Here is a 25,900-nt window from a genome sequence, read left to right on the forward strand (position 1 = left end):
ACAAAAACTAGAATGAGAATGATACAACTAGCACTCTTTTGCAACCCAGCCATCATAGCATTTATTGCCTTAGACCTGTAGCTTTGCGTCTCTACTTTTCAGTAAATTTGCCTATATTTCCCTACCAAAATTAACACAGTAGGTAAAAGTAGTCAATGCTCTCTAGTTAAAACATACATATTTTATACTAGCTGTTCCTTCATTATTAATTATAGAAATTTTATTCATCTATTGAACAAACTAAAAACAGCTACAACCTCAATTAGCGTTGTAGCTGTCAACTTTCATTTCACTTACCCCTAAGTGTTTGAATAAATTATACGTTTTGTGTGACAAGTAATACGGATGGTATAAAGGATAATGCAAACATAGCGATATACCATACGGAAGTACGACGTAATGAAAAGCGCACTTTTTTCCGTTCCGCATAAAAAATATCTAACATAACTGCAACAATAAAAGGCATTGTAATACATGCAATAGCTACTAATAAGATGTCAATATAAATCATACAAGCACCCCTTTGTCTGTGAACAATTTTCATCTTTTTTGTGAACATTTTGTGATAAATTTATTGTACACAATTTCGTCACAAATTGTCAACGAGTTTCAAAGAAAAAAATGGCACTTTATGATTGTGCATTATGCTCTATATTTATATGTTAAGCCCCTTAAAAAATTTCGTACGAATGAATCGCCACACTCTTTATAATTACGATGACTTGGATTTCTTAAAATAGCACCTAATTCACCTTTTGTTACTTTAATGCCTCCGTCATATAAAATTTCAAGCATCTCCTCAGTTGTTAAAGCTAAAGCAATTTTTACTTTCTTTAGTAACATATTATTTGGGCTTTCTTTACCTGACACAGGTAACGGTCCAACAGCCTGTCCTTCCCTTGGTTTCTGAGGCCCGCGTTTAAAAGTAATTAATCCATTTAAAAATGCCTCTAACATTTTATTATTACATTTGATGTATTCTTCTGGTGCTTCTTCCTCATCATTAATCTTAATTAGCATATTTAATACTTCTTCCTTTGTATAATCCATGCCACCAAGTTTGAAAATTTCTACCATATCTACATTTTTTATATCGAACGCATAGCGTAAACGAATTAAGATATCATTATTTGTCATTATGTTCCTCCTTTAATTAACCTTATATAGTAAAGAGCCAGGCTTAATTATAACAGAGAGTTTGCTGATTATTGCTAGCTTTCCACAAGTTGTTGTTGTTAGCAAATAGCGTGTGCATTTCCTACTTTTTAAATGTATGAAAAATTTAATCGCAACCATTCTAAGGTCAAGGAGGTGAGAACAATGGCTAACAATAACCGCAGTTCAAATAAACTTCTAGTACCTGGTGTACATGAGGCAGTCAATCAAATGAAATATGAAATTGCACAAGAGTTTGGCGTTCAGCTTGGGCCAGAAGCATCTTCTCGCGCAAATGGTTCCGTTGGAGGAGAGATTACAAAGCGCCTTGTTGAAATCGCTGAAAAACGTTCAAAAGGTTTATTATAATTAAATACTAATAAGAAAAGAACGAATCCCATTTGCAGAAGTGGAATTCGTTCTTTCGTGCTCGATAAAATTATGCTGTTTGCAATCCCTTACCTGAGCTCTTAAGCGTTAGCATGACGATAAAGGAAATACAATACAGCGCTGCTAAGTAAATCATAACGACAGTCATATCGTAGCTTTGTAAAATAAAGCCGACAAAGATTGGTGAGAATCCACCTATAGCTCGTCCAAAATTAAAAATGGTGTTTGTTGCTGTACTGCGAATTTGTACTGGATAAAAGCTACTAATTAATGCACCATACCCTGCAAACATTCCATTAGAAAAGAATCCTACAACCGCACCGCCTACTAATATCGCTACTGCACCTGTTGCAAACGAGTAAAGGAATACAGCACCTGCAGAGGCTACTAAGAAGATACCGAAAGTTCGCTTTGCTCCAAAACGATCCATAAATCTACCAAACGTCAGCATTCCAATAATCATGCCAACTGCGGTACTAATTGTCCACAATGCTGAACTTGAAACCGATAAACCTTGCGATTTCTGTAACATCGAAGGTAGCCAAATCATCAGACCATTATAGCCTGCAATTTGAACAGTAGCCATTAGAATTAGGGAAAGTGTTGTCATGGTGATACGAGGTGAAGCAAATAATTGTGCTAACTTATTATTTTGTTGTTTCTGCGCAGCTAACCATTCTGGTGACTCATCAATATTTTTACGTACGATAAAGGCGAAAATAACTGGTAGTAATCCTACAAAAAATAATGCACGCCACCCTAAAGTTGGTAAAATAATAGCACTTAATAAAGCAGCTAAAATTACCCCATATTGTGCACCTACACTGACATAAGAGGATGCTCTGCCTTGTTTATTCTTTGGCCAAGCCTCCGCCACAAGCGCCATCCCAATACCATATTCTCCGCCAGCACCTAAACCAGCGATAAATCTATAAACATAAACTTGTTCAATACTTGTTGCTACTCCTGTTAAGGCCGTTCCTATGGCAAACAGAATAATCGTATACGTAAAGACTTTTACTCGACCATATTTATCTGCTAACACACCGAAAACAATACCACCCAGTAGCATCCCAATATTCGTGATGGATGAAATCAATCCACCTGTTGCAAGATCAATATTAAATTCTGCAATAATCATTGTCATAGCAAAGGAAATGAACATAATATCCATTCCTTCTAACGTTAGCCCTGCCACTGAAGCGACCACGGTTTTTTTACGATAATCCATTCTTTTTAGCCTCCAATTTTCTAGTTGTCGATCTCTTTTAGTGAATGGATTATAGCTGTCTTGTCCATTCTCTTTTGAAGCCTCACAGGACTCCCTTTAAAAGAGGAGTATGGAACAATAATAAAAGCCCTTCCGTCACAGAGGACAAAAGGGCATGACAAAGCAAAGATATTAGCTTAAAAATATCACATAGCCCTTTTCAGCCTCTCTGGACCGTATTAAAGGATTTATATATCGTTCATTTATACCGTTCTACATTCTATAAGATTACCAAATAAAAAGCAATGGTGGAATAGTGGAAATTCAACTCGGTATTTCTATAAAGTTTTGAGCAAACTGATAAATTAGATTGGCAGGTACAGCCAAATTAAGGTTTTGACCATCATCGAAGCCTGCAGTAATCAGACCAACCAATTGACCATACATATCCAATAAGGCCCCACCCGAACTGCCATTTGATATAGCAGCTGTAAATTGAATCATAGACATTTGCCGTATATCACGAAAACCAGAAACAATCCCATCAGAAACCGAGTTAAACAATCCTAAAGGACTGCCAATCGCCACAATTTTTTGCCCTCGAACTAATTGTCCATCCATTTTAACAGGTAAAGGGTGGCTTCTTCTGTCTACCTTCAAAATAGCCAAATCATGCATATCATGATATTTCACAAATTGATGGGTTATATACTCGTTGGTATCATTTTCATAGAGCACAGAATAATATTTTCCACCACCCACAACATGCAAGTTTGTTAAAATATATCCATCTTGGTGGAGAATAACACCAGAGCCATAGCATAAAACCTTATCATCCTCCCCGAAGGTCTTAATCATCACAACAGATGTGGCTAAGGAGGCTAATTGCTCATAGCTCCACTCTTCTGTTACATTCGTTTTTTGAACAGGGATGTTCAATTGTCTTGAAGTACTTTTAATAGGCAATGTTATTTCCTTTTCATAGAAATGACGACACATATGTAAGGTAGATGACGCTTCTATTATAGGGTATAAATTGGCAATATCTCCTTTAGGATTCATGTAACAAATATCGCACCCCAGTGACGATAAGAAATATAGAAATAGTAATTCATGCTGCGTAATGTCACCTATAAAAACAATTTTTGGGGACATTGGATTTTCCTCAGAAAAAATTTGTGGTAAATAATAATCCATCCAATACAAAAATTTAACTGCAAAATTTTTTAACAACGTTTCATTAGGATAAGGCTGATTTTCTTTAAATAGTTGAATCATCTGTTTAAAGCTTAGCTTTTTTGTCCATTCAAGTTGATCACTCGCTAATGTACTGCACAAAGATAGCTTATCCAGTAATTGCGGGTTTTCAGCAACAGTCTGCCACATTCTCCAACTTTCTGACAATCTATCTACATCTTCCTTATTACGAATGACCTCAAGCTTATGCAGTCGTAAATAAAATAAGCTTTGCTTGGAGAAATACTCCTCCATTTTTAGAACCTCATCTTTATAAAAATCTACCGAATCAGGTATACCGATATAGCGTAGAAAAACTACTTCCTTCGTTTGGGAATGATTGTTGTGATGATTTTGCATAAACTCCTGAAAAGTATTTACTGATTTATTATATTTAATTTTTAACGGTCTAGTTGTCACAATCATCTTCATACAACTCCTATAAGCTCGTCATTACATATAATGGTACTCACTATACAATTCTCTGATGTTTCTCTAAATCCTCTATTGATGCAAACAAAAAAGCCCAACTCTATAAAGAATTAGACGTAGCTTTGGAATAAAGATTTAGAATAACAACTTCCATTGTTTTCGAGTGGTTCACTAGTATTCCATTAGTTGTTCATGCCACTCTAACATAATTAAAAACTAAAAAGATGTTTTATTCATTCAATTTAGTGGAATAGATTGAATGTGAACATATATAGGAGGGATCAATAATGACAGTCAAATTGACAGTAGAAAACGTAGTACAGGCGAAACAAGAAGTGGAGAAATTAGAAGCGCAAGGATATCTTCGAGATAACATTTACATCTTTGCTCACTATGAAGAACGTGAAGATGATATTAACGAAGCACTCGGGACAGAAGAAGCTGGTATTAGCGAGCAAGGGTTCCTGACTTCGTTAAAGAACCTGGTGAATTCCCGTGGTGATGAACTCCGCAATGAATTAGCTTCTGTCGGATTAAGTGAATTGGAAGCTGCTCAATTCGAAAAGGAACTGGATACAGGTAAATTGGTCATAGTTGCCAATAAGTAAAAACAAACCCGGGAAACCAATCCCGGGTTTGTTTTTCATTTTACAAGTCCTCCTCGTATTTCATCGACTCTGTATTCCACAAAGCCTTTCAACCAAGTCAGTATAAAAACTGTCAATGATCTGCTCGAGGAAATTTTCATTTTCTTCATGAAAGAGTTCTTCAACAATATGGCCCTATTCATAAAGAATGACGCTTTTCCTTATTACGGAAAAGCGCCCGATTGTTGAATAACTAATTTTTATTAATAATAGCGTTTTCTCAAATATTTCTTATTTAGTAGTTCAATGACTATTGAAGATAATTTCATAAAAAATTAGCACCACAGTAATTTTTATGTCTATTCTTTACAAAAATCGACAAATTTTTTTGCCTGTATTAAGGACATATCTGTTTGTTCTCTCACAAACTTTACCGCTTTAATTTCACCGACGGACTTTATTTTCTCTTTTACTAAGGCAATCAGTTCCTCATTATAGACTTTAGTATAATCCATTTTTCCGACCTCCTCTAATCTATAATACCTTATACGACTATTTTAACCATTTAGTTTCAATATATATTAATACCACTTAAAGAAATTTGTAAAAATAAGGATAAATCAATTGTGAGGGTTCATATTACGAGATAAAAACTACATTTAAACAGAAGAGCATAAAAACAAGCGTCCTCCCCCCTAGCATTAGAAGCCAAAACCTCAATAGCGATAATTGAAAGGAGCAAAGAAAAGGAAATCTCATCCTCAAATCTTTGCTCCTACTTCTACTGTTATTTACTTGACTTTATTAGTAGTTCCATTATTTCATTGTCATTCAATATTGTTTGATTCAAAGTTGTCTAGCAATACACGCACTTCATCCGTTGATTTTGTGTTCATCAATTGACTTCTTAATTCACCAGCTCCTCTGAATCCTTTGACATAAATTTTAAAGAAGCGATGAAGTCCTGTGATGGAACGTGGCAGTTCTTCCGCATATTGATCTTGAAGATCGAGCTGCAGTCTTAAAAGATTAAGGTACTCTTTACTGCTATGTTCTTTTGGCTCTTTTTCAAAAGCAAAAGGGTTTTTAAAAATACCTCGTCCAATCATTACGCCATCAATACCGTATTGTTCAGCTAGCTGCAGTCCCGTTTGACGGTCAGGAATATCTCCATTGATTGTTAGCAGTGTATTAGGTGCAATACGGTCACGTAGTTTTTTGATTTCCGGAATAAGCTCCCAATGCGCATCTACTAGGCTCATTTCCTTTCTTGTTCGTAAATGAATCGAAAGGTTCGCTATATCCTGCTTTAAAATATGCGTTAGCCAATCTTCCCACTCATTTACATCCTTGTAGCCAAGTCGCGTTTTCACGCTAACAGGCAGTCCGCCCACTTTTGCTGCTTGAATCAATTCTGCCGCAACATCTGGTCGGAGAATTAGGCCACTCCCCTTCCCTCTTGATGCTACATTTGGTACAGGGCAGCCCATGTTAATATCAATGCCTTTAAATCCTAGCTCTGCCATGCCAATACTCATTTCACGGAAATACTCAGGGTTATCTCCCCAAATATGTGCCACCATTGGCTGCTCATCTTCTGTAAAGAGCAAACGGCCACGCACACTTTTCTTTCCCTCTGGATGACAGTAGCTATCCGAATTTGTAAACTCAGTAAAAAACACATCTGGTCGACCTGCTTCACTTACAACGTGACGAAACACAACATCTGTCACATCTTCCATCGGTGCCAATACAAAAAATGGCCGTGGTAAATCACGCCAAAAATTATCGTTCATGTCATTTCCAATTCCTCTCACTATGGACATATTGATACATTTACCTCATTACCTAATAGAGGTAGAAGTATTCTTTATCAAGAACCAATGTAAAAATCAATAATGTTTATTTTAACGAAAATCCGTCCTAAATGATATTTTAAAAAATAAAAAAGCAGATGGGATAGCTTGTTTCTATCTCATCTACCTTTATTATACCTAATTTTCATTTCTATACTTTTTCGAATGGATCCATTTGTGAGGTGGATTTACACAAAATAGATAATATGACTGCAATACTAGCCGTAGACATCGAATATTTACTCTCCTACATTTGAGTTCTGCCGTTATCTTCTTGTATCTGTTTATTATGTTGTACCTTTAGTATCTCTGGTTTTTTCGACCAATAGGTAGCGAGAATTGGACCAGAAATATTATGCCAAACAGCCCCAAGTACACTAGGTAAGGCCGCTAAGGGACCGAAGTGGGCAGTGGCTAGCGCTACACCTAGACCAGAGTTCTGCATTCCAACTTCTATTGAAATAGCTCTTCGATTACTTTCATCGAGGCCTAATAGACGAGCTGTTATATAACCAAATAACAATCCGAATGCATTATGAAGCACTACAGCTGCAAAAATAATGGAGCCTGCCGAAGCGATGGTATCAACATTACCAGCAACAACAGCGGATACAATAATCATAATAGCAACTACTGAAATAAGAGGAATCACATTAATACTTTTTTCTACGATTTGAGGAACAACTCTTCTTATAACAATCCCTAGGATAATAGGGAAAATAATTACTTGAATAATTGAAGTAAACATTGCTATTGGATCAACTGGCATCCATTTACCTGCAAGTAATAATAGGATGAGTGGTGTGGCAATTGGAGCTAATAATGTCGAAAAGGATGTCATTGTGATGGACAAAGGTACATTTCCTTTAGCTAAATACACCATGACGTTTGAAGCAGTTCCACCAGGTACAGATCCAAGAAGGACTAGCCCTGCAGCTAATTCTGCTGGCAAGTTCATTATATAAGCAATTAAAAAAGCGGCAAGTGGCATGATAACATATTGAGCACATACACCAATAATGACTGGTACTGGATTCGTTATAACCAATTTAAAATCAACTGCTTTTAACGTTAGACCCATGCCAAACATAACAATGCCTAGCAAAATCGTGATATACCCTCCAAATATTAAAAAGGGCTCCGAAGCTATAAAAGCAATAACAGCAATACAAATAACCCAGATGGCGAAATATTTTCCAGCTATCGTACTAATCGCTTCTAAAATTTTCATAATTCCACTTCCTATATTTTTATTTTCAATATTTTATTCGGATTGAAAAGTGTGTGAGGGTCAAGTGCTTGTTTAATCTTTTCCATCACTAGAAGTGCTTTACCGTGTTCTTTCTCTTGATATTTCTGCTTACCAATGCCCACACCATGTTCTCCTGTACAAGTTCCTCCTCGTTCAAGTGCATACATCACAATCAATTCATTCAATTCATCAGCTTTCTTTATTTCTTTTGGATCATTCATATCAATCATTAATAATACATGGAAATTGCCATCACCAACATGTCCAACAACCCCACCTGTAAGCGCTAACATATCAAGTGCTTCTCTTGCATGTTCTATAGCACCTGCTAATTCGGATATCGGTAAGCAAACATCTGTTACCATTAGTTTTTTTCCTGGGTGTCCATGGACATAGGCGTAAGCTAAATTATGGCGAGCTTCCCATAGCTGATTTCGGGCTGCATTATCCATCTCAAATTCAATATTTTCACAATTATGAGCCTCTACAATCTCTTTCATAAATTCTACATCTTGCCTTAAGCCAGCCTCATTCCCCTCAAACTCTAAAAATAAGGTTGGTTGTTCCTCATAAGCTGTTTGACTATACAAGTTCACTTGCTTCATTGAGGGTTCATCTACAAGTTCGACTCTTGCAATGGGAATTGCCGCTTGTAGAATACTCACCACTCCTTCCACAGCATCATTCACTGTTTTGAAGGACGCTCTAGCAGCCATTACACATTCAGGAATACCATAGACTCTTAACGTCAATTCAGTAAAACAACCAAGTGTTCCCTCAGACCCAACGAAAAGCCCATTTAAATGATAGCCTGATGAAGATTTTTCTGCTAAATTTCCTGTATGAATCACTGTTCCATCTGAGAGAACAACTTCTAAATCTCGAACTTGATCGCGCATAGTTCCATATTTAACAGATGTTGTCCCACTAGCATTTGTTGCCGCCATTCCTCCAATTGTTGCATCTGCTCCTGGGTCTACAGTGAAAAATAATCCATATTTCTTCAATTCTTTATTTAACTGAGAACGCGTTACCCCTGGTTGAACTTTCACAAGAAAGTCCTTCTCTCTAACTTCTACTATTCTGTTCATAAGTGAAAAATTAATCGTTATCCCATGATTATAAGGGATGACATGTCCTTCTAAGCTTGTTCCTCTTCCAAATGGCACTATCGGTACTTTGTATTGATTTGCTATGTTAATTATTTTACTCACTTCTTCTGTCTTTGTCGGAAACACCACAATATCAGGAAGACTGGCGCTATGATAGGATTCATCACTGCTATGCTGTTCTAAAATCGTTTGATTGATTGTCACTTCAATTTCTGGAAGAACACTTCGTAGAGCCATCACTAATTCTTCATTTGTAGTAATCATTTTTTCCTTCCCCTTTTACTCTCATAGTATTTTGAGTGTTTAATTGATAAATTTATATGTCATACCAATTTTCTATATTCTTTTAATTGGTCCAACCTTTTTACATTGTACTAAATATTCAGAAAATATCAACTATTAATTTTTTTCTTAAATTGATAAACATGCTGTATTTCTGTATGATTAAAGCGTTTATAGTACTATGTATTTAAGGTGGTGAGATAGGTAATGCCTCAACCAAAGAAAAAAGCATATCAAGTTATCGTTGATCAAATAAAGGAATATTTTTTAAATGGTGAATTACAGCCTGGGGATAAACTCCCGACAGAAAGAGAATTAGCAAGTCGTTTTAATGTCAGTCGAACATCGGTGAGAGAGGCACTTCGAAAACTTGAAATAAAAGGATTTATTGAAATTAAACAAGGCAGTGGTAGCTTTATTAAAACTGCTGAATCCCATACTTTAAGCGAAGAGCTTTCCTCTACAATAATAAATACTGAAAAAAAATTAATTTATGAAATGTTGGAACTTCGCCAAGCACTTGAAGTAGAGTGTGCCTTTTTAGCTTCACGACGAGCTACTTCTGTAGACTTAGAACGAATTAGCAAAGCATTAGACATGATGGATCAAGGTAAAAATGATGTAGAATTAGGAATTCAAGCAGACCTAAGTTTCCATCTTAATATTGTACTTGCTTCACATAACTCAATATTTTTACAATTATTTCAAACCCTTAGTGAGCATATGCAAGATACAATCCGAGCTACCCGTAGACAACGCTTGGAAGATTCGGAACGAACGCAAGAGACCATCGATGAACATAAAAGAATTTACTTAGCCATCGCTTCTGGAGATGCGAACCAAGCTAAGCAACTCATGGAAAACCATATCACGCAAATAAGACGAGAATTGACAGAGTCTCTTTTAAGTCATATTGGAGAAAAAAACAATTAAAACCCTAGATACGCATAGATGATATGTAGCATATTGAAATTAATGAAAAAAACTCGGATTCGTATTTGATCGAATCCGAGTTTTTATTGATAAACAAATAAAAAAGATTATTTTAACTGAAATCCGTCCTAAAACGATAATTTTTTATTGTGTAGGTGAGTTTATTAATGGGTTACTCGTTTAACTTCAACCATGCTACTGCTTCACAATGGCTTGAGAGGACAGAATGAATGTCATTTGAGTACGTCCGTTCTCGGAAACATATCCACTTCGCTTTTGGCACTATCGGTATACGGGAACATATCCAATCTCTCTCTGGAATGTATACCATACTTTTAAAAGGCAGAATAGCATTTTAACTTATGCTACCCTACCTATAACTAAACATTTACAGTTGCATGTGGCCTATTGTTTTTAGCCGTTAAATATTTTATAACTATTAAATAGCGATACAAATTGTTCGAAACTAATATTGTTTATATCATATATTCTCGCATGTTTTAAAGCTTTATTAAATTGATTTTTTGTAAACAGTTTTTCATACTCTTTGTTAACCCATTTCATTACAAAAGTTTCATATTTTTTTCTCTCTTTAAATGCCATTTTTGCTGGCTTTCTTTTTAATACAATTAATGCGCTATCCACTTTAGGTTTTGGATGGAAATAATACCTAGGAATTTTTGCTAATATAGAAATATCTACCTCTGCCATTAACAGCAATGCTAGTGATCTGTTTGTATCTAATAACCTTTTAGCAAAACCATATTCCACTATTAAATAACTTATTGTGGCTGAACTTTCAAAAACAATTTTTCGAATTATATTTGTGCTTATGTTGTAAGGTATGCTGCCAAATATTTTATATGGATTGTGGCTAGGAAATGTAAATTTCAGTATATCATCATTTACTATTTGATAGTTAGGATAATTTAAGAGCTTATTACGAGTTACCTCACATAATTTAGAATCAATTTCTATCGCCGTAACAAAATTACATCTCTTTACCAATTCAGCAGTAAAATGACCTTTCCCTGCACCTATTTCAAAGATGTTATCTTTTTCATCTAAACTTATGCAATTCATTATTTTTTCTATGTGATATTTTGAAGTAATAAAATTTTGACTATCTTTTATATTTACTTTGTTCATTATAACCTCTCCTTAAAGGTATAGTTTAATAACCTATATCCTCACCGTAACTAATGAATGCTCAATATCGTATAAATAAGCACAACAAAAAAGCCTATCATCGGGGATAGATTCTGCTTTTTTTATTGCCAGCTTATCTTAAACGCATTGAGGCTGTCATAGTTTCGGTTCCTCCTAAATTCTTATTTGGATCATCATATATTTTAACACAATAAGTCATTTTAAGCAACTTTTAAATTAAAAAATCCATTAAAAACCGCCAAATGGTGTTAGCCCTTAATTGGCGGTTAATATTCTATATCTCTTCGTCAATCTCAATCCCAGACTTGAATTCAACGGTGAGCTTAGCTTCATATATCGTTACTTTTTCAATAAGCCGCCTTACCAACTGCTCATCATATTCCTCCAGTTCACGTGACTGTTTATTCAAGAAATCAGTCATTTCAGCGATTCTTTGCCTTTTTCCTTCACGTTCTGCGTTTTCAACAAGCACATTTTGCTTCTGCTCCCGAAGGCGGTAAATTTCATCAGCCACATCTTCATAGTCATTCTTGGACTTTGCTTGGATAAGAAGCTGTTGTTGTAATTCTTCCAATTTGCTATCAAGGTCATCAGTGGCATTATCATTTTCTTCATTAAATACAGTAGCTATATTTTTCTGTAGCACCTTGAGGAATGGGTCTTTGTTAGCCAAAAGTTCGTTAATAGCCTTAACTACTGCTGTCTGCAATGTTTCCTCATTTATGGTAGGGGCAGTGCATTCAGACCCTTTTTCCTCCAATCGGCTGACGCATCTCCAAACAATAGACTTGTATCCTCGGTTATTCCAATGTACCCGTCGGTAAATATCTCCACAGTTTCCGCAGTAAACAATACTTGATAAAGCATACTTGCTGCTATAGACTCGCTTTTTACCGCCTTTGCCCCCACGAAGATTTGCTCTTCGAACCATCTCTTCTTGAACTTGCATAAAAAGCTCACGTGGGATGATAGGCTCGTGGCTGTTTTCTACATAATACTGAGGAACGATGCCGTTATTCTTGACCCGCTTTTTAGAAAGGAAATCAACCGTATATGTTTTTTGTAGAAGGGCATCACCGATGTATTTTTCATTCTGCAGTATCTTTTTCAGTGTTTCTGGTCTCCATTTGGCTTTGCCTGCCGCTGTTAGAATACCGTCTGCTTCTAGTCCTCTTGCTATCTGTAAAAGGCTGGCTCCCTCTAGGTACTCCCTGTAAATCCGTTTAACAACCTCAGCACCCTCTGGGTCAATCACTAATTGCTTGTTTTCATCCTTGGTGTATCCAAGGAAACGCTTGTGATTGACCTGGACTTCACCTTGCTGATATCGATACTGAATTCCCAGCTTAACGTTCTGACTTAAGGATTGACTTTCCTGTTGGGCAAGGGATGCCATGATGGTCAGCAATACTTCACCCTTAGAATCCATGGTGTTGATATTCTCTTTCTCGAAGAATACCGCTATGTTTTTATCCTTTAACTGACGGATGTATTTAAGGCAATCCAACGTGTTTCTGGCAAATCGGCTGATGGATTTTGTGATAATCATGTCAATTTTTCCTGCCATACATTCTTCAATCATGCGGTTGAACTCTTCACGCTTCTTGGTATTTGTACCTGTGATGCCGTCATCTGCAAAAATACCTGCCAGTTCCCATTCCTTGTTCTTCTTAATATATTTTGTATAATGCTCGATCTGAATTTCATAACTTGAAGCCTGCTCTTCACTATCCGTTGAAACACGACAGTAAGCAGCCACTCGTATTTTGGGTTTGCTTTCACTATTTTTATTATTTCCAACCCGTTTAATTGCCGGAATCACTGTTACATTCCTACTTACCGCCACTTGTTACACCTCACTTTCTATCAGACTGTAAGCATATTCCGCCTGCTTGTATGGATCTTCATATTTTTGCACCAGAGGTTTTAGTTTGAACTTTACAGGGTAATCCCTTACCGGTTCATCTTTAGGCTCCCATATCCTTCCGAGCTTTTCTGCTCGTTTTCGTTTTTCTACTCTGGCTTTTTCAAAGGTCTCTTCATCAATAATTGGAGGGTAGAATTCATCGCCCAAGTAATGCTTGTTCTGCAACATCTTACTTGCTGTGGCATGGTAGCAGTCTATCCCAGCTTTTTTAGTAGCACCCTTCAAAGAAAGTCCTGCCAAATATCCTGAAAATAATTCTTTTACTTGTTCTGCTGCTATTTCATCTACAACAGCCTTTCCATCTTCAATTCTATATCCATAGGGTGTGCGACCCATCTAATTCACCAACCTTTCCTTCAATGCGATTCCACATTTTAATTCAAATCCCACTTCCTCTCGTGAAAAGACCATAATCTTTTCTACGTAATTTTCAAACAGCTCATCCTCATAGGCTGTAAGCATTTGGGACTTAGTTGCAAACTTAAGCAGACGGTCAACCTCTTCAACTTTTGTAAAATTCCCATTGACGGAACGAGTAAGTTGATCCTTTTCGACAAGAAGCCTTTCTCTTTCTGCTTCCAGTGAATTCTTTTCTTTATTAAACAGAGCAGGTTCAAGATATCCTTTGGCCATTAAACCCGTCAGCATCTGGCTCTGCTCCATGTTGTTTTCAATCTTAGTTTCCAACTCTTCAATTCTGCGAAAACTTGCTGCATTGTTCTGGTTACGTAACCCATTCAAAAGTGGTCTTAGTATGAATTTCTGACCGTAAATGAGTTTATTCATCATCGTAACAAATGCAGTCTTTATATCTTCATCTCGAATGAACTGCATAGAACATTCCGTTATATTGCTTATATGCTTACTGCAGCACCAAGCAATGTACTTTCTTGGACCGGATGAATGAATCCGTCTTTTAAAGGTACCGCCACATTCTGAGCAGATAATTTTGCTAGAGAAAGCATATCGGTTTAGATATTTGCTGTTGCGCTTTTCGATACCTTTTTCCTTTGCTCTCTGATTGAGAACAGCATCCACAGCTTCAAAGTCTTCATGGCTGATAATTGCCTCATGATGGTTTTCTACTAGGTACATATCTTTCTCACCATAATTGGTGTGCCTATTAAAATGACTGTCAGTATAAGTCTTTTGCAAAATAACATCGCCAGTATATTTTTCATTGGTCAGAATCCCTCGAATGGTAGTAGCCGTCCAACGGCCACCTCTTTTTGATGGGATACCTTTTTGATTCAAATCATCTGCAATTTTCTGTGTACCTTTGCCCGATAATACTTCTGCAAAAATATACTTCACAACTTCAGCCTGCTTGGGGTTTACTATCATTTGACCGTCAATATTTTGATAACCATATGGCGGGTAGGAAATTTTAAAGGTTCCGTTTTGAAATCGTCTTTGAATGGCCCACTTCGTATTTTCTGAAGTGGAAATTGACTCACTTTCTGCAAGCCCACTTAAAATAGAGAGCATCAATTCACTTTCCATTGAACCCGTATTAATATTTTCCTTCTCAAAATAGATATGAACCCCAAGGTCTATCAGTTTTCGAACCATCTCCAAGCAGTCTGTAGTATTTCTCGCAAATCGGCTGATGGACTTTGTAATGATTAAGTCAATTCTCCCAGTTTCACAGTCTGATAACATTCTAAGCAGGTCAGAGCGGTTTTCCTTTTTCGTGCCACTGATTCCCTCGTCATAATATAAGCCTGCATATTCCCATTCTGGATTCGCCTTTATGTAGGTCTCATAATGGGCCTTTTGTGCTTGCAAGCTGACTAGCTGTTCATTACTATCTGTTGAAACTCGGCAGTAGGCAACCACTCGTATTTTTGGCTTAATAAAAGAGTTGGCTAGATTCCCTTCTATTTTCGTTATCTTTTTCATCCTCTCACCTCCCTCTTGGTAGGTCACATATTACCTCTGAAACCCTTACATATCAACGATTTCAGGGCATTATCTCCGCTAAAAAGGGGGAGAAAGTTTGGCGATTTAGTGCGTCTATCTTGTTGAATTCCACCTCAGTTATTAAGCCTTTTCCAAGCATCTTTCTAAGCATTTTTTCTGCCTGGATATAATCAAACTCACGCTGTAGCTGTTCCTGTGATACCCTCTTTAATTCAATACTTTTGTCTATAATCTCTTCTGAAATCCTTGTAACTTTTTTATCCTCATGCTGATTCACTAGGAATCACCTCCTACCTAATAGCCGTGAGAACAGGTCGAAGTTGAGGATTTGTAAAATTTAATGTGAATTAGAGCATAAAAAAAGAGCCTGCAAGGGAAGAACCCCTACAGGCTGCATAAATCTAATAGTTTAGTATTTTATTTGGGAAACCCGATGAAATTCAAGAAACTCTGCTTTTTAGCTTGCCAATTGATTAATCATACTTAATAAATGCATCCGTAAAGCCTGCCTTTTTAGCTTTAGCAAGCTGTGCCTCAGCATTTGCATTGTCAGAATAAGCACCGATCTGCACACGGTAATATTTCTTTTTCACAGTGTCTACTGGTTTATTTTCAGCACTTAATAGTTTCTTCACATCCGCTCGAAAGGTGTCCATGCTCTTCCCATGTTTAGGGAACCAGTGCATCACATCGCCATGGTTACTGGCAATGCCTCGTTTATAACCTTCGCTGTGACAGATGATATCTTTTTCACTTAACCCATAGAGTTTGCAAAGATGTACACAAAGCTCCAAGGCTTCCTTGTAAACAGCAGAAAAATACGAGGCATCGGTCAAACCGTCCTCGCAAATTTCAAATCCAATATGAGAATTGTTTGCAGTTCCTCCAGCATGCCAACCTCGGTGATTCCAAGGCAGTGTTTGATAGGTGGCAATGGAACCATCTGCTAATTTACCAATAAAGGCATGGACACATACTTGACGGCCTCCAGGTTTGTCTTGATTCCAATGGTTGTTATATTGGTTCTTTCCTAGCAAGCCATCGTCAGGGCCAACGTAGCGCTTCAACCACGGACTGTTTGCACCAGTCGAGTGAACCATGATACCCTTTGGCTTTATTGTTTTATCCGCTTTAAAACAGGCATTGTTCGTAAGTATTAGCTTGTGTAACTTCATTAAAATCACCTCTAATCAAACATGTTAAGTTAATCATATTCCATCACCAGGCTTAGACACTTCCTCATCACGTCCATGTAGCTGCTGTAAAACCGATTTTAGGTTTTCTGGGATAGGCAGTCCAATATGTCCGGCATTCTCCAAAATAGATACTCCTTCATTACTTAGATAGAAAAAGATTACTGCTGTTCGTAAAACGCCAGTATTTTCTCCAATACTAACCAGAATTTGTGTATCGATAATATGAGCGATACCTACCATTATAAAGATGAGCACCTTTTTGAAAATTCCCTTAGCACCAATTTCACTGCACAGCTTTTTATCTATAATGGCACAGAGCAATCCCGTCACATAATCGATGACAATAAAGGCTACCAATGCATAAAGAAATCCATCATAGCCTCCGAGAAACCATCCAAGAAATCCACCGACAGCGGCAATAGCCAGTTGTATCCAATTCCAAATCTCTTTCATTAATAGACACCTCCATTTCGTGTATTTCCATATAGAAAAGCGCCCCTGCAAATGACAAGAGCGCTGAATGTTACCTTTACATTATTTGAATTAGATCATGAATTTGTTGCATCACATCCGCCTTTGGTCTTCCTGTACCGATAGGTAGCCATGTGACTGGTGGTATATCGAATGCCTGAGAAGAATCAAAACTATTAATCTTCATAATAATCGAATCAATAGCCTTGCGTATCTCAACGATATGAAATGGCCAATTCTTAACAGTGGTCTTTCCTGTAATGACCTCCTCTTTCCAAGTCATAGGGGAAAGATTGTAATAGCTACGCACCCTATTTACAGCAGTTCGAATCGTCTGAATATGCGCTGCCTTTACATGCGTCACATTTGGAGTAATGATTTCAAAAGGTAATGCCAATATCGTAAAAGTACGAACAACTTCTATACTTGCTGATTCGATATCACTGTCAAGACAACGGAAGGTAACCGTATGATTACCTGCAGAAAGCGGTTCAGCTTGGTAAATTGTCTTGACCCCATTACCAAGATAGCCGCTTACAGAAAACCGCTCAGGATTGTCTACGCTGTTTTGCCATGAACCAGAGTCAATCCTTACCTCCACTATTTGTGTTTGTCCATCCGGTTCAATTCCTGTTGTGATCATAAAACGTGGTGTAGCATTATAAGTAAAATTGCCAGACATTGGACAGTCTACTATCGGTGCTACAGGCGGGCTGTTTTTCTTTACCGCGTTACTAACAACATAGGCAGACACTGCATCAAGTGCATCTGTGACGCTGATTCGATAACGAGTATATCTACCGGCAACCTGTGAGGCATTTACCTGAAGAGTGCCTGAAGTCGCATTGGAAATAACTGTCGTCAGTGCTTCATAAGCAGACCAATTTAGTCCATCTATCGAAGTGGCCTGTTGAATAACATATTGCTTGATGGAGCTGGTTCCAGGTACCGTTCCACTCCACGAAAGGTTTATTGTATTTACTTCATAGATAGGAGGGTTTGCGGTAAAAGAAGTCGGCGGTATTGGTAGTATGTTTTTACGAACAGTATTACTGGTAATAGTCCAGCCTGAGTAAAAATCCTCTCCAGCTGTACCACGGGTTCTTATTCGGAACCGACGATAATGACCACGTGTAGCAGGTGGACTGACATTTAAAATACTGCTTGTTGCAGAAGTATTGACTATCGCCAATGCCAACCAAGCACCCCAATTGCTATTATCTGGCGAATCACTATATTGTATTTCGTAGGAAGTGATGGGATTACCTGCGCCACCAGCTGCTCCACTCCACGAAAGAGTAACGTTTCCTTCAGATAATGTTGCACTTACCGTGCAGGCAGTCGGTGCTGCACAGGCAGTGATGTTGCAATAAATGCTATTACTGATTTTCTCTATTGAGTAAACATCAAATGTGTCAATTGTCCAAATACCAAATTGTGTATATGTTCCTGGGGTCCTCGATACAATTGGATTATAGCTACCACCGCTTGCTGCCAATGTCAACATGGTCAACACATTCCACGCACTCCATGTGCTGTTATCCGTGGATGTGCGACTGGCAATTTGATACCCCTTAATTGGACTGGTACCGCTAGACGCTCCGCTCCAAGTAAGCGTGATAGTCTCATTACTATCTGCCGCAGGGGAGGCAACAGCAGTCGTTGCTGGCTTTGGTACCGTATTCCTGCGGACGCTGTTTGTGGATACTTTCCAGCTAGAGTAATAACTAGCTCCTGCTGTACCACGGGTTCGTACACGAAATCTTCGGTAATTACCTCGCGTTGAGGGCGGTGCTACTGATACACTGCCACTTGATGCTGTGGTGGTCACAGTTGTCAGAGCAGTCCATGCTCCCCATGTGATGTTATCGGCAGAATCACTATATTGAATCTCATAACTAGAAATCGTATTATTGATGCCCCCAGAAGCACCACTCCAAGAAAGAGTCACATCCCCTTCCGCAAGTGTCGGGGAAACCGTACAAGATGTCGGTGCTCCACATGCTGTAGTAAGCAATGGAGAGCTTAATACCGTATAACTCGAATTGGTAATTACACCAGAGGATAATGGCAATCGCCCATCAGATACCACTTTGAATGTGACTGGCTGGGTTGCATTACCTGTAGTAGAAGCACAGGTCACCGAAACATACCTGAGTCTTGGTGTAGTTCCATCCCAGTTATCCCCGTCCGCCGCTTTGATTCGCACCTGCGAAGAAGATCCATTTACAGTCATTGTACAAAGCAATGCATAACCATTATGGATGAAGGAACCTGAAGAACCCAATGCAGCGGATATGGTAAAGTTGTATGTCATCTGGCTATTATTAGGTCGGCTTTTAGTATAAGTAATCGTGTAATAAACGGTCGGGCTGGAACCCGCCTGCAGAGTGATGCCGTTAATATCCGCCACTTATATTCACCTCCTATTCATAAACCGCAGAAACTAGCGAGTTTACCAACCCGCAAAGACTAGTATTCAACCGTGTATCAATAATGTTATTTGCTGAAATCGATGTAGCAGCTGAAGGTACTAGAACATCAGCAATACCTAGTTCATAGACATCGCTTGTTCTTGTCAACTCCGGAGCTATGGGCGATGCCGTTGGAGTACCAGTAACAATGGCGAGCTGAATGCTTCTCGTAATTTGACTTAAACGAACCACAACCCTGTCTATGCGAGGATTGCTCCCATCTGCTGTAGCAAGGGGTTTATTTAAAACATCCGTATTTTCATATCTATAACCATTAATCCATGCACTGCCCGGTGCTATGGTTACTGCTAATCCAATCCCAGGAGATACCAGTAAGTTTGTTGGTGTCGCATAAAACACACCATTCGAGACAAGGCTTCCAAAGTATGCAGCGAAGTCCGTTGCATCATAGACTCTATCACCATCGGATGAATTGAAAAATCCGCTTTTTTCCATCAATCACTCCTCCTTCTATTCCGTTTTTGTATACTCTATTACTACATAGCCTGTATACGCAGTTCTATCATTGCCTGGTTCGACTACAATGTCGGTCTTATTTGCGAAGAGTCCGATTTGCGATGCGAAGTTGTTGTACCGGGCAAGGGGCAGTGGCAAGAATACGGTCCCATTTGTCGCAAAACCTGTTAAACTGACAATAGTACTGAGGTTTGATATGCCGTGAGCTACGCTTTTCGGTGTCGTATTTGTAAGTGACCCAAGATTCACTTGCTTGCGATAAATTGTCTTACCATCTATCCATAGTCGCCCAGTGTTTTGTTCTGTAGTTGAATAGTCGCTAAAAGAAGAAACCATTTTAGTAGCTGTAATTGTACGGTCTGCAATTTTTAAACCTGTAACTGCTCCATTGGCAATTCTTGCAGTAGTTACAGGTTCATTATTGATATTAAGCCAGTTTGCTTGTCCAGAAGGGTTATTAAATACGAAAACAGAAATCACATAGAATGTCAGCGTATTGCGAGAAATAAAGAAACCCATTGCCCGCTGATATCCATTTCCCGTATTGTCCCCGCTATGTTTTATCAAAAAGACATGGCCGTCGTCACTTGGCTGGTCACTAAACTTATTGCCACTCCATGAGGTGAAATAAAAGGCATCTCCAGGTTTCATATAATACAACGCATATTGTCCAATCGATATAGTTCCTCCGCCAACATTGATTTCGAGCGCAGGTAGTTTTCCATACAGATTGTTGATAGTAGATGCTACGTTGTCTCCTTGAATCTTTGAATCTACCTCCGTCAAGTCGCCTAAGGTTTCCTCAACTGTTACTAGCGTATCCTCCACTGCTCCTAAAGCCTGTGCAATTTCAGATATGCCAGTTGGAGCCGATATTGCTGTTTTCACCTCGCTCAAGTCGGAGTGTAATTTTTGGGCTATTGTCAATTCAGCTTTTCCGAATACTACACTGATACTCTGGCCATCTGCGTCATAGGTTTCTTCAACTTCGGTGATACGTGTCGTCATGGATACACCCCATGCTTTGGAAATGACTTTGACAGTCTGCCCAAGATCGAAGTCTATCTTATATGTCAAATTACCGTGTGGATTGACCGATGTATCAAATGAATAGCGTATGGCTTGCTCACTCAGCTTACTTTGACCTCGAAAGATTAGTGTATCAATGTAATCTAAACCAAAGTCTTCTGCCCGTAAGTCCTTAGCATCCACAAAAATTTCGTGCCTTGTCTCACCAGAGCCACTTGTAATTGCAACAAAAGTTCTGTCTGGACCTTCTCCTTCACCACCAACAAGGGCGGTGTTGGCATAATCTCCAGCACTTATTGTATAAATCTGTTCTGTAAGGTTTTCATATTCCTTAGAAAATACAGCTTGTGATTCCGTTCCCATATATAACGCTACGGTAAAAACCCCTGTAGCAGGAGTGAACACAGTCTTAATGCCAACATCCGATGCAACACATAGTTCCGTCACAGCGTCCATCAAATTTCGATACGATACCTGTGTGCTGATAGGAACATTAAAGTTTGGAGCAGAAAAGGTTATGTTTGAAATCTTCCTTGCTGTATCAGAAGGATTGATAAGATTATTATTTATCAACTGCTCCACACAGACAGATATGTCACCAGACAGTTTCTCTGTTTGCCAAACAATGCGGCGGGAGAGGTAGGAGGTTGCAAAGCGACCACTTGCAGTAATAATTTCATGCTCGGTTTGAGAAAGTTCTAGATGCTCGATGATCCCGGCTTCCTCATCATCATTTTTCCAGATGATATTCCCTTCCTTTAATAGTTCTGTATTCTCTGGAGTTACTATGGCTTTTAACTCAAATGAACCACACTGGGAATAGCGTCTCGTCCAGCGTAAGTACTCGAAGGATTCAACAATGCCTGCAAGCTCCCGGTTTGAATTGTAGATATACAGTTCCATTTTCACACCCCCAGAAACTGCGGACGAAAGTAAATACTAACCTCTAACAATTCCATATTGACAGAAGCATCGTATCTCAGTGTATTAAGGCCTGCCGCCAGTTGAAAGAACACCGAATTGGTATCCAACAGTGAAAAAGCATTTGTAACCGTTGAACCATCAACTTGGATCACACGCTTACCAGCGAAATGGGTATATACACGAAGTTCATCCCCAGCGCTCATTGTAGTGAGAAGTCGGATATATTCTCCCGTGTCTATGTTTAATAGTTCAGGGTTCGACACAGTACCTAAGGCCCTAAACACTATCTCGCATCCACAAGATACATCCCCTATATTTTCCACCGTAATGATTTGGCTAGGTTGACGCATTCCGAACTCCATCCCGGTCATTGGAATTTCCAATTCAAACTCAAATAGCGGTATCCATGATGCCAGTTCCTCTCGCACCTCATTTAATGTTTCAAAGAAAGGGGATGGGCAGAGCAGACTGACAAAGAAGTTTGGTATTCGTTGCCGATTAGAAACACTAAAACCTGCCTCCTCTACCACACAGGAAATCTGTCTCTCACGGTATTGAAGGGTCCCTAGTAGCTTTGGGCTGAATATTTGAAGGAAGTGTTGTCTCCTTTTATAAGCTTCATCGGGAGTATCAGCAACAACCGTACCTTCAATCGTTATGTTTCGCATATCTAGTGTGGAGGAAATATAAAAAGCGCCATCTTGGTCTGGCGCCTTGAAAGTGTTAACAGTTTGACGGATGTTGCCAGTACCATCTATCTTCGTAAGAAAGTACGGTCGGCTTTGCTTTAGCGTAATACTCTCTCCATCTCTATTGGTATATGTTAGTTCCATTGCCGTACCTCCTTTACAATTCAAGTGCCAGTTTACGGGATAGGTTCTTAAACTCCCGTGCTAGTTCTTTTTCTGATAGAGCCTTAGGTGTCACTACAGAAATGTTTTGAGTGATACTTGCACCAGTGGCATTGCCTTGCCCAGAAACACCTCTGTAATTAAAGTCAAAGCTGGTTGGCACTGCATTTTGCATATCCCTTGAAACTGCTGTCATTGCATCCTCAAAACCTACACCGATACCTTCACCCATGTTGCGGCCAATTCCAGCAAATAGGGTTGAAGGAGAGCGGATACCGAAGAAGTCTTTAATCCTTGAAACAACATTTCCGAAAAATCCAGATATTTTACTCCATAGCCATGCCCCTGCGTCTGAAATACCTTGCCATAGACCTTTAATCAGATTGCCACCCACTTGAGCCATTTGACCGATATAGCCAGTAAAGGCTTTGATCAGTCCAGAGATAATCTGCGGTACTGCTTTAACAATCTCCACGATTATCCTTGGTAGGTTTGCAATCAATGCCACAAACAGTTGTACACCCGCTAAGATAATCTTATCGATGTTACCAATAACGGCATTGACCAGCGAGCTAACAATCTTGGGAATAGCACCTACAACAGTAGTAATAATCTGCGGCAATGCCTGAATGAGTGAAACTAGAAGCCGGATACCTGCATCAATAATCAAAGGAATCGAGCGAATAACAGCATTGATGATACTGTCGATAATTTGCGGAATTGCTTCCACAACTGCTGTAATAATGGTAGGCAAAGCTGTAACCAGTGAGGACAATAATTGAATACCCGCTTCAATAATCTGCGGAATAGATTTAATGATAAAATCCACTATTGCTTTGATGATGACAGGCAATGCAGAAGTAAGCTGAGGTATTGCGTCTACCAATCCCTTTGCTAATCCTATAATCAACTGCAAAGCGGCATCCAAAATGAGTGGTAGGTTATCCATCAATACTTGGACAATCTGCATAACTGCAGAAACTGCCGCAGGGATGAGTTGTGGTAACGCTATGCCGATTCCCTCCACAAGTGCTGTTACTAATTCAATTGCTGCATTTATTAGCAGTGGAAGGTTATCAATTAATGCACCGACAATCGTCATTAGAGCACTTACCGTCGCTGGAATAAGTTCGGGTAAAAGGCTCAAAATTGTTTCAAGTACTTGCGCGAATATATTTGTAACCAATTCAAGAAGCATTGGTAGCAAATCTGCAACCGCCGCTAATATTGCGCCTGTCGCTGTTGGCAAGGCGGCTACGATATTTTCTAAAACCGGTACAATATTAGTGACAACCGCCTCGAAAGCATCAACAAGATTCTCAGTCAGATTCGTCATATCAGCATTGGCATTACCGAGTCCAGCTGTAAATGAACCAAGTGCGGCCTGTAGTAACCCAATAGAACCGGAGATTGTCTCGGTTGATTCTTTTGCAAAGTTACCTGCATACTGCTCTGTGTTCTCAAAGAACATTTGCATTGCTACTTCGGCTTTTTCCGCTTGTGTTGCAGTATTCCAAGTGAAATCCAGACCCTTTGCGAGAGCATAGGCTTCGATGTTTGTAGCGTTCATCGCAACACCTAAGTTATCCATCATATCAAAGTTACCCTTTGCCGCCCCAGTGACTGCCTCCAATGCCGAGGACATATCAATACCCATAACAGATGCCATGTCTGCCGCACGTTGCATGGCCTTTTCAGTTAGCTCAAGACTTCTCTGTTGCTGTATACCAGAACCTTGGAATAACGCGCCCATTTTGTTGGCAGTTGCAAGGTACTCACTTTGGGAAACACCTAGATTTTTATAGGCTTCCTCACCAGTTTTCTGAATCGATGCAGCATATGCTCCAAAAACCGCCTCCGATCCACCTAGGTTTTGTTCTAATTCTCCGAACTGAGTAACTACCTCTTTACCTAACTTAATAGCCGCGGCTCCAGCGGCAACGGCAACCGCACCCATCGCCACACCAATTCCCTTGAGTACACCGCCAAGCTTTTCAAACCTGCCACCAGCATCCTCTGCACTTTTACCTGAATCCTCTAACTCTTCACCGAGATTATCCGCTTCAATTGTAGACTCCTCAAGTTCACGTTCCATAAGGTTCAGTTCTGCCTGAGCCCTATTTAATTGTATCTGCCAGTTTTGGGTACGACGGTCATTTTCACCGAAAGAGGAGGAGGCATTATCAAGGGCAGCCTTAAGGGTAGAAATCTTTTCTTTCTGTGCGTCAATTTCTTTATTTAAAACGGCATTTCGAGCCGTAATCGATTGAATGGATTTATCGTTTTTATCAAATTGACTGGTTACAAGGGCCATTTCACTACCTAGTACCTTAAATGATTGATTGATTTCGGAGAGTGCCTTCTTAAATTCTCGCTCACCCTCGACACCTATTTTTAATCCAAAATTATCCGCCATACCTTCACCTCCTCCTATATGCCTAGTGGGATAATATCGTCAATGGTCTGAGTTTTCTTTGGCTTTTCAATGCCATGCCACTGCTTATGGCAAGCCCATAAATCAAAAAACAGTCCAATTGGCAGAAGCCAGAATTCCTCTGCCTCCATGCCCATCTGGACTGTTCCATAATAAAGAAGCCGGGTAAAGACCTCAGCGTCCGTTACCCGACTTCCACGTTTTTTGGAGTTTCCTCCTCACTTTCCACATTTCTCTTTGTACCTTTGAACATTGCCTCGGTAATTGCAGTTTTATATGCCGCTAAGTCAAGCGGTGAAGTAAGAATCTCCACTTCTTCCTCTGTAAGCAATTCTTCTGGTGCGTTCTTATTCTTAAGATTACGAATCAAAATGGACTGGTTTGCAAGCAATGTAATTAGCCAAACAATCTCGTCCAGTGCCATCTCGAAGTTTTCTGATTTCATCAGCTTTTCTCCAAGGTTTTCAAGACCACCGTAACGACCCGCAATGGCCTTTGTTGCACGTGTAGTTAAAACCAGTTCATACTCTTTGTCACCTATGTTGATTGAGGCACTTCTATCATTATCCATGATTTCCC

25 protein-coding genes and 1 riboswitch are annotated in these 25,900 nt (G+C 39.0%); of the genes, 3 read left to right on the plus strand and 22 right to left on the minus strand.

Going from position 1 to position 25,900, the window contains the following annotated elements; translation table 11 throughout:
* Positions 1-36: 36 nt before the first annotated feature.
* Positions 37-122: riboswitch (cyclic di-GMP riboswitch) on the minus strand.
* Between the two features lie 194 nt (positions 123-316).
* Complete coding sequence (locus tag PSR12_RS20280) at positions 317-511, minus strand: hypothetical protein (protein ID WP_221682794.1); 195 nt, start codon at positions 509-511, stop codon at positions 317-319.
* 131 nt (positions 512-642) lie between these two features.
* Entirely contained in the window at positions 643-1,137 is a 495-nt protein-coding gene (locus tag PSR12_RS20285) for a YehS family protein (RefSeq protein ID WP_103118849.1), read from the minus strand.
* A gap of 183 nt (positions 1,138-1,320) precedes the next feature.
* On the opposite strand from PSR12_RS20285, the gene PSR12_RS20290 reads away from it, so the two are divergent.
* Entirely contained in the window at positions 1,321-1,524 is a 204-nt protein-coding gene (locus PSR12_RS20290) for an alpha/beta-type small acid-soluble spore protein (RefSeq protein WP_004225662.1), read from the plus strand.
* A gap of 70 nt (positions 1,525-1,594) precedes the next feature.
* On the opposite strand, the gene PSR12_RS20295 is transcribed toward PSR12_RS20290, so the two are convergent.
* Together PSR12_RS20295 and PSR12_RS20300 are read right to left on the minus strand one after the other, a co-directional pair.
* Complete coding sequence (locus tag PSR12_RS20295; RefSeq protein WP_274770286.1) at positions 1,595-2,776, minus strand: MFS transporter; 1,182 nt, start codon at positions 2,774-2,776, stop codon at positions 1,595-1,597.
* 303 nt (positions 2,777-3,079) lie between these two features.
* Positions 3,080-4,417: a trypsin-like peptidase domain-containing protein gene (locus PSR12_RS20300; RefSeq protein ID WP_274770288.1), complete on the minus strand. Its 1,338-nt coding sequence runs from the start codon at positions 4,415-4,417 to the stop codon at positions 3,080-3,082.
* 293 nt (positions 4,418-4,710) lie between these two features.
* Between PSR12_RS20300 and PSR12_RS20305 the strand changes: the two genes are divergently transcribed.
* Positions 4,711-5,031 (plus strand): YflT domain-containing protein, encoded by a 321-nt coding sequence (locus PSR12_RS20305; RefSeq protein WP_274770290.1) that lies wholly within the window; start codon positions 4,711-4,713, stop codon positions 5,029-5,031.
* Between the two features lie 338 nt (positions 5,032-5,369).
* Here PSR12_RS20305 and PSR12_RS20310 read toward each other — a convergent pair whose 3' ends face one another.
* From PSR12_RS20310 to PSR12_RS20325, 4 genes are all read right to left on the minus strand, one after another.
* Complete coding sequence (locus tag PSR12_RS20310; protein WP_202342757.1) at positions 5,370-5,525, minus strand: hypothetical protein; 156 nt, start codon at positions 5,523-5,525, stop codon at positions 5,370-5,372.
* Between the two features lie 312 nt (positions 5,526-5,837).
* Positions 5,838-6,806, minus strand: coding sequence for a tRNA dihydrouridine synthase (locus PSR12_RS20315; protein WP_274770292.1), 969 nt, complete (start codon positions 6,804-6,806; stop codon positions 5,838-5,840).
* Positions 6,807-7,113: 307 nt separating this feature from the next.
* A complete protein-coding gene (locus PSR12_RS20320; protein ID WP_274770294.1) occupies positions 7,114-8,097 on the minus strand; it encodes a bile acid:sodium symporter family protein in 984 nt (327 codons plus the stop codon).
* Between the two features lie 11 nt (positions 8,098-8,108).
* Positions 8,109-9,494, minus strand: coding sequence for an FAD-binding oxidoreductase (locus tag PSR12_RS20325; RefSeq protein ID WP_274770296.1), 1,386 nt, complete (start codon positions 9,492-9,494; stop codon positions 8,109-8,111).
* 225 nt (positions 9,495-9,719) lie between these two features.
* On the opposite strand from PSR12_RS20325, the gene PSR12_RS20330 reads away from it, so the two are divergent.
* Positions 9,720-10,445, plus strand: coding sequence for a FadR/GntR family transcriptional regulator (locus PSR12_RS20330; RefSeq protein WP_221682788.1), 726 nt, complete (start codon positions 9,720-9,722; stop codon positions 10,443-10,445).
* 414 nt (positions 10,446-10,859) lie between these two features.
* On the opposite strand, the gene erm(G) is transcribed toward PSR12_RS20330, so the two are convergent.
* The 14 genes from erm(G) to PSR12_RS20400 all read right to left on the minus strand — a co-directional run bounded on the left by erm(G) (position 10,860) and on the right by PSR12_RS20400 (position 25,892).
* Complete coding sequence (gene erm(G), locus PSR12_RS20335; protein WP_014387027.1) at positions 10,860-11,594, minus strand: 23S rRNA (adenine(2058)-N(6))-methyltransferase Erm(G); 735 nt, start codon at positions 11,592-11,594, stop codon at positions 10,860-10,862.
* Between the two features lie 295 nt (positions 11,595-11,889).
* Entirely contained in the window at positions 11,890-13,437 is a 1,548-nt protein-coding gene (locus PSR12_RS20340) for a recombinase family protein (RefSeq protein WP_446720644.1), read from the minus strand.
* Between the two features lie 27 nt (positions 13,438-13,464).
* Positions 13,465-13,878, minus strand: coding sequence for a recombinase family protein (locus tag PSR12_RS20345; protein WP_274770300.1), 414 nt, complete (start codon positions 13,876-13,878; stop codon positions 13,465-13,467).
* Positions 13,879-15,444, minus strand: coding sequence for a recombinase family protein (locus tag PSR12_RS20350; protein WP_274770301.1), 1,566 nt, complete (start codon positions 15,442-15,444; stop codon positions 13,879-13,881).
* Positions 15,445-15,505: 61 nt separating this feature from the next.
* On the minus strand, positions 15,506-15,742 hold the full coding sequence (locus PSR12_RS20355) for an SHOCT domain-containing protein (protein WP_081847327.1): 237 nt from the start codon (positions 15,740-15,742) through the stop codon (positions 15,506-15,508).
* 196 nt (positions 15,743-15,938) lie between these two features.
* The gene (locus PSR12_RS20360; RefSeq protein WP_199419382.1) at positions 15,939-16,640 is read right to left on the minus strand and encodes an N-acetylmuramoyl-L-alanine amidase; all 702 of its coding nucleotides are present in this window, start codon (positions 16,638-16,640) and stop codon (positions 15,939-15,941) included.
* Positions 16,641-16,673: 33 nt separating this feature from the next.
* Positions 16,674-17,114: a phage holin family protein gene (locus PSR12_RS20365; RefSeq protein ID WP_199419383.1), complete on the minus strand. Its 441-nt coding sequence runs from the start codon at positions 17,112-17,114 to the stop codon at positions 16,674-16,676.
* A gap of 76 nt (positions 17,115-17,190) precedes the next feature.
* Complete coding sequence (locus tag PSR12_RS20370; protein WP_274770305.1) at positions 17,191-19,449, minus strand: phage tail protein; 2,259 nt, start codon at positions 19,447-19,449, stop codon at positions 17,191-17,193.
* A gap of 109 nt (positions 19,450-19,558) precedes the next feature.
* Positions 19,559-20,062 (minus strand): hypothetical protein, encoded by a 504-nt coding sequence (locus tag PSR12_RS20375; protein ID WP_019155104.1) that lies wholly within the window; start codon positions 20,060-20,062, stop codon positions 19,559-19,561.
* 15 nt (positions 20,063-20,077) lie between these two features.
* On the minus strand, positions 20,078-22,015 hold the full coding sequence (locus PSR12_RS20380; protein WP_274770307.1) for a siphovirus ReqiPepy6 Gp37-like family protein: 1,938 nt from the start codon (positions 22,013-22,015) through the stop codon (positions 20,078-20,080).
* Positions 22,016-22,017: 2 nt separating this feature from the next.
* Positions 22,018-22,869 carry a phage tail family protein gene (locus PSR12_RS20385; protein WP_040036569.1) on the minus strand — a complete coding sequence of 284 codons (852 nt, stop codon included), beginning with the start codon at positions 22,867-22,869 and terminating at the stop codon, positions 22,018-22,020.
* A 13-nt stretch (positions 22,870-22,882) separates the two neighbouring features.
* Complete coding sequence (locus tag PSR12_RS20390; protein ID WP_274770309.1) at positions 22,883-25,201, minus strand: phage tail protein; 2,319 nt, start codon at positions 25,199-25,201, stop codon at positions 22,883-22,885.
* Between the two features lie 116 nt (positions 25,202-25,317).
* Positions 25,318-25,458 (minus strand): hypothetical protein, encoded by a 141-nt coding sequence (locus tag PSR12_RS20395; RefSeq protein ID WP_000525096.1) that lies wholly within the window; start codon positions 25,456-25,458, stop codon positions 25,318-25,320.
* Between the two features lie 47 nt (positions 25,459-25,505).
* Positions 25,506-25,892 carry a hypothetical protein gene (locus PSR12_RS20400; RefSeq protein ID WP_144593843.1) on the minus strand — a complete coding sequence of 129 codons (387 nt, stop codon included), beginning with the start codon at positions 25,890-25,892 and terminating at the stop codon, positions 25,506-25,508.
* Between the last annotated feature and the right edge of the window lie 8 nt (positions 25,893-25,900).

Origin of the sequence: Lysinibacillus sp. G01H, assembly GCF_028872195.1 — a bacterium.
GTDB lineage: Bacteria > Bacillota > Bacilli > Bacillales_A > Planococcaceae > Lysinibacillus > Lysinibacillus capsici.

What these genes read in the sequence shown, in the direction of transcription:
- PSR12_RS20370 (WP_274770305.1), bottom strand. Translation starts at nt 19,449, where the DNA reads ATGACATACAACTTTACCATATCCGCTGCATTGGGTTCTTCAGGTTCC.
- PSR12_RS20400 (WP_144593843.1), bottom strand. Translation starts at nt 25,892, where the DNA reads ATGGATAATGATAGAAGTGCCTCAATCAACATAGGTGACAAAGAGTAT.
- PSR12_RS20280 (WP_221682794.1), bottom strand. Translation starts at nt 511, where the DNA reads ATGATTTATATTGACATCTTATTAGTAGCTATTGCATGTATTACAATG.
- PSR12_RS20300 (WP_274770288.1), bottom strand. Translation starts at nt 4,417, where the DNA reads ATGATTGTGACAACTAGACCGTTAAAAATTAAATATAATAAATCAGTA.
- PSR12_RS20390 (WP_274770309.1), bottom strand. Translation starts at nt 25,201, where the DNA reads ATGGCCCTTGTAACCAGTCAATTTGATAAAAACGATAAATCCATTCAA.
- PSR12_RS20365 (WP_199419383.1), bottom strand. Translation starts at nt 17,114, where the DNA reads ATGAAAGAGATTTGGAATTGGATACAACTGGCTATTGCCGCTGTCGGT.
- PSR12_RS20305 (WP_274770290.1), top strand. Translation starts at nt 4,711, where the DNA reads ATGACAGTCAAATTGACAGTAGAAAACGTAGTACAGGCGAAACAAGAA.
- PSR12_RS20395 (WP_000525096.1), bottom strand. Translation starts at nt 25,458, where the DNA reads ATGGGCATGGAGGCAGAGGAATTCTGGCTTCTGCCAATTGGACTGTTT.
- PSR12_RS20375 (WP_019155104.1), bottom strand. Translation starts at nt 20,062, where the DNA reads ATGGAAAAAAGCGGATTTTTCAATTCATCCGATGGTGATAGAGTCTAT.
- PSR12_RS20295 (WP_274770286.1), bottom strand. Translation starts at nt 2,776, where the DNA reads ATGGATTATCGTAAAAAAACCGTGGTCGCTTCAGTGGCAGGGCTAACG.
- PSR12_RS20330 (WP_221682788.1), top strand. Translation starts at nt 9,720, where the DNA reads ATGCCTCAACCAAAGAAAAAAGCATATCAAGTTATCGTTGATCAAATA.
- PSR12_RS20315 (WP_274770292.1), bottom strand. Translation starts at nt 6,806, where the DNA reads ATGAACGATAATTTTTGGCGTGATTTACCACGGCCATTTTTTGTATTG.
- PSR12_RS20385 (WP_040036569.1), bottom strand. Translation starts at nt 22,869, where the DNA reads ATGGAACTAACATATACCAATAGAGATGGAGAGAGTATTACGCTAAAG.
- PSR12_RS20350 (WP_274770301.1), bottom strand. Translation starts at nt 15,444, where the DNA reads ATGAAAAAGATAACGAAAATAGAAGGGAATCTAGCCAACTCTTTTATT.
- PSR12_RS20345 (WP_274770300.1), bottom strand. Translation starts at nt 13,878, where the DNA reads ATGGGTCGCACACCCTATGGATATAGAATTGAAGATGGAAAGGCTGTT.
- PSR12_RS20285 (WP_103118849.1), bottom strand. Translation starts at nt 1,137, where the DNA reads ATGACAAATAATGATATCTTAATTCGTTTACGCTATGCGTTCGATATA.
- PSR12_RS20320 (WP_274770294.1), bottom strand. Translation starts at nt 8,097, where the DNA reads ATGAAAATTTTAGAAGCGATTAGTACGATAGCTGGAAAATATTTCGCC.
- PSR12_RS20310 (WP_202342757.1), bottom strand. Translation starts at nt 5,525, where the DNA reads ATGGATTATACTAAAGTCTATAATGAGGAACTGATTGCCTTAGTAAAA.
- PSR12_RS20380 (WP_274770307.1), bottom strand. Translation starts at nt 22,015, where the DNA reads ATGGAACTGTATATCTACAATTCAAACCGGGAGCTTGCAGGCATTGTT.
- PSR12_RS20290 (WP_004225662.1), top strand. Translation starts at nt 1,321, where the DNA reads ATGGCTAACAATAACCGCAGTTCAAATAAACTTCTAGTACCTGGTGTA.
- PSR12_RS20360 (WP_199419382.1), bottom strand. Translation starts at nt 16,640, where the DNA reads ATGAAGTTACACAAGCTAATACTTACGAACAATGCCTGTTTTAAAGCG.
- PSR12_RS20325 (WP_274770296.1), bottom strand. Translation starts at nt 9,494, where the DNA reads ATGATTACTACAAATGAAGAATTAGTGATGGCTCTACGAAGTGTTCTT.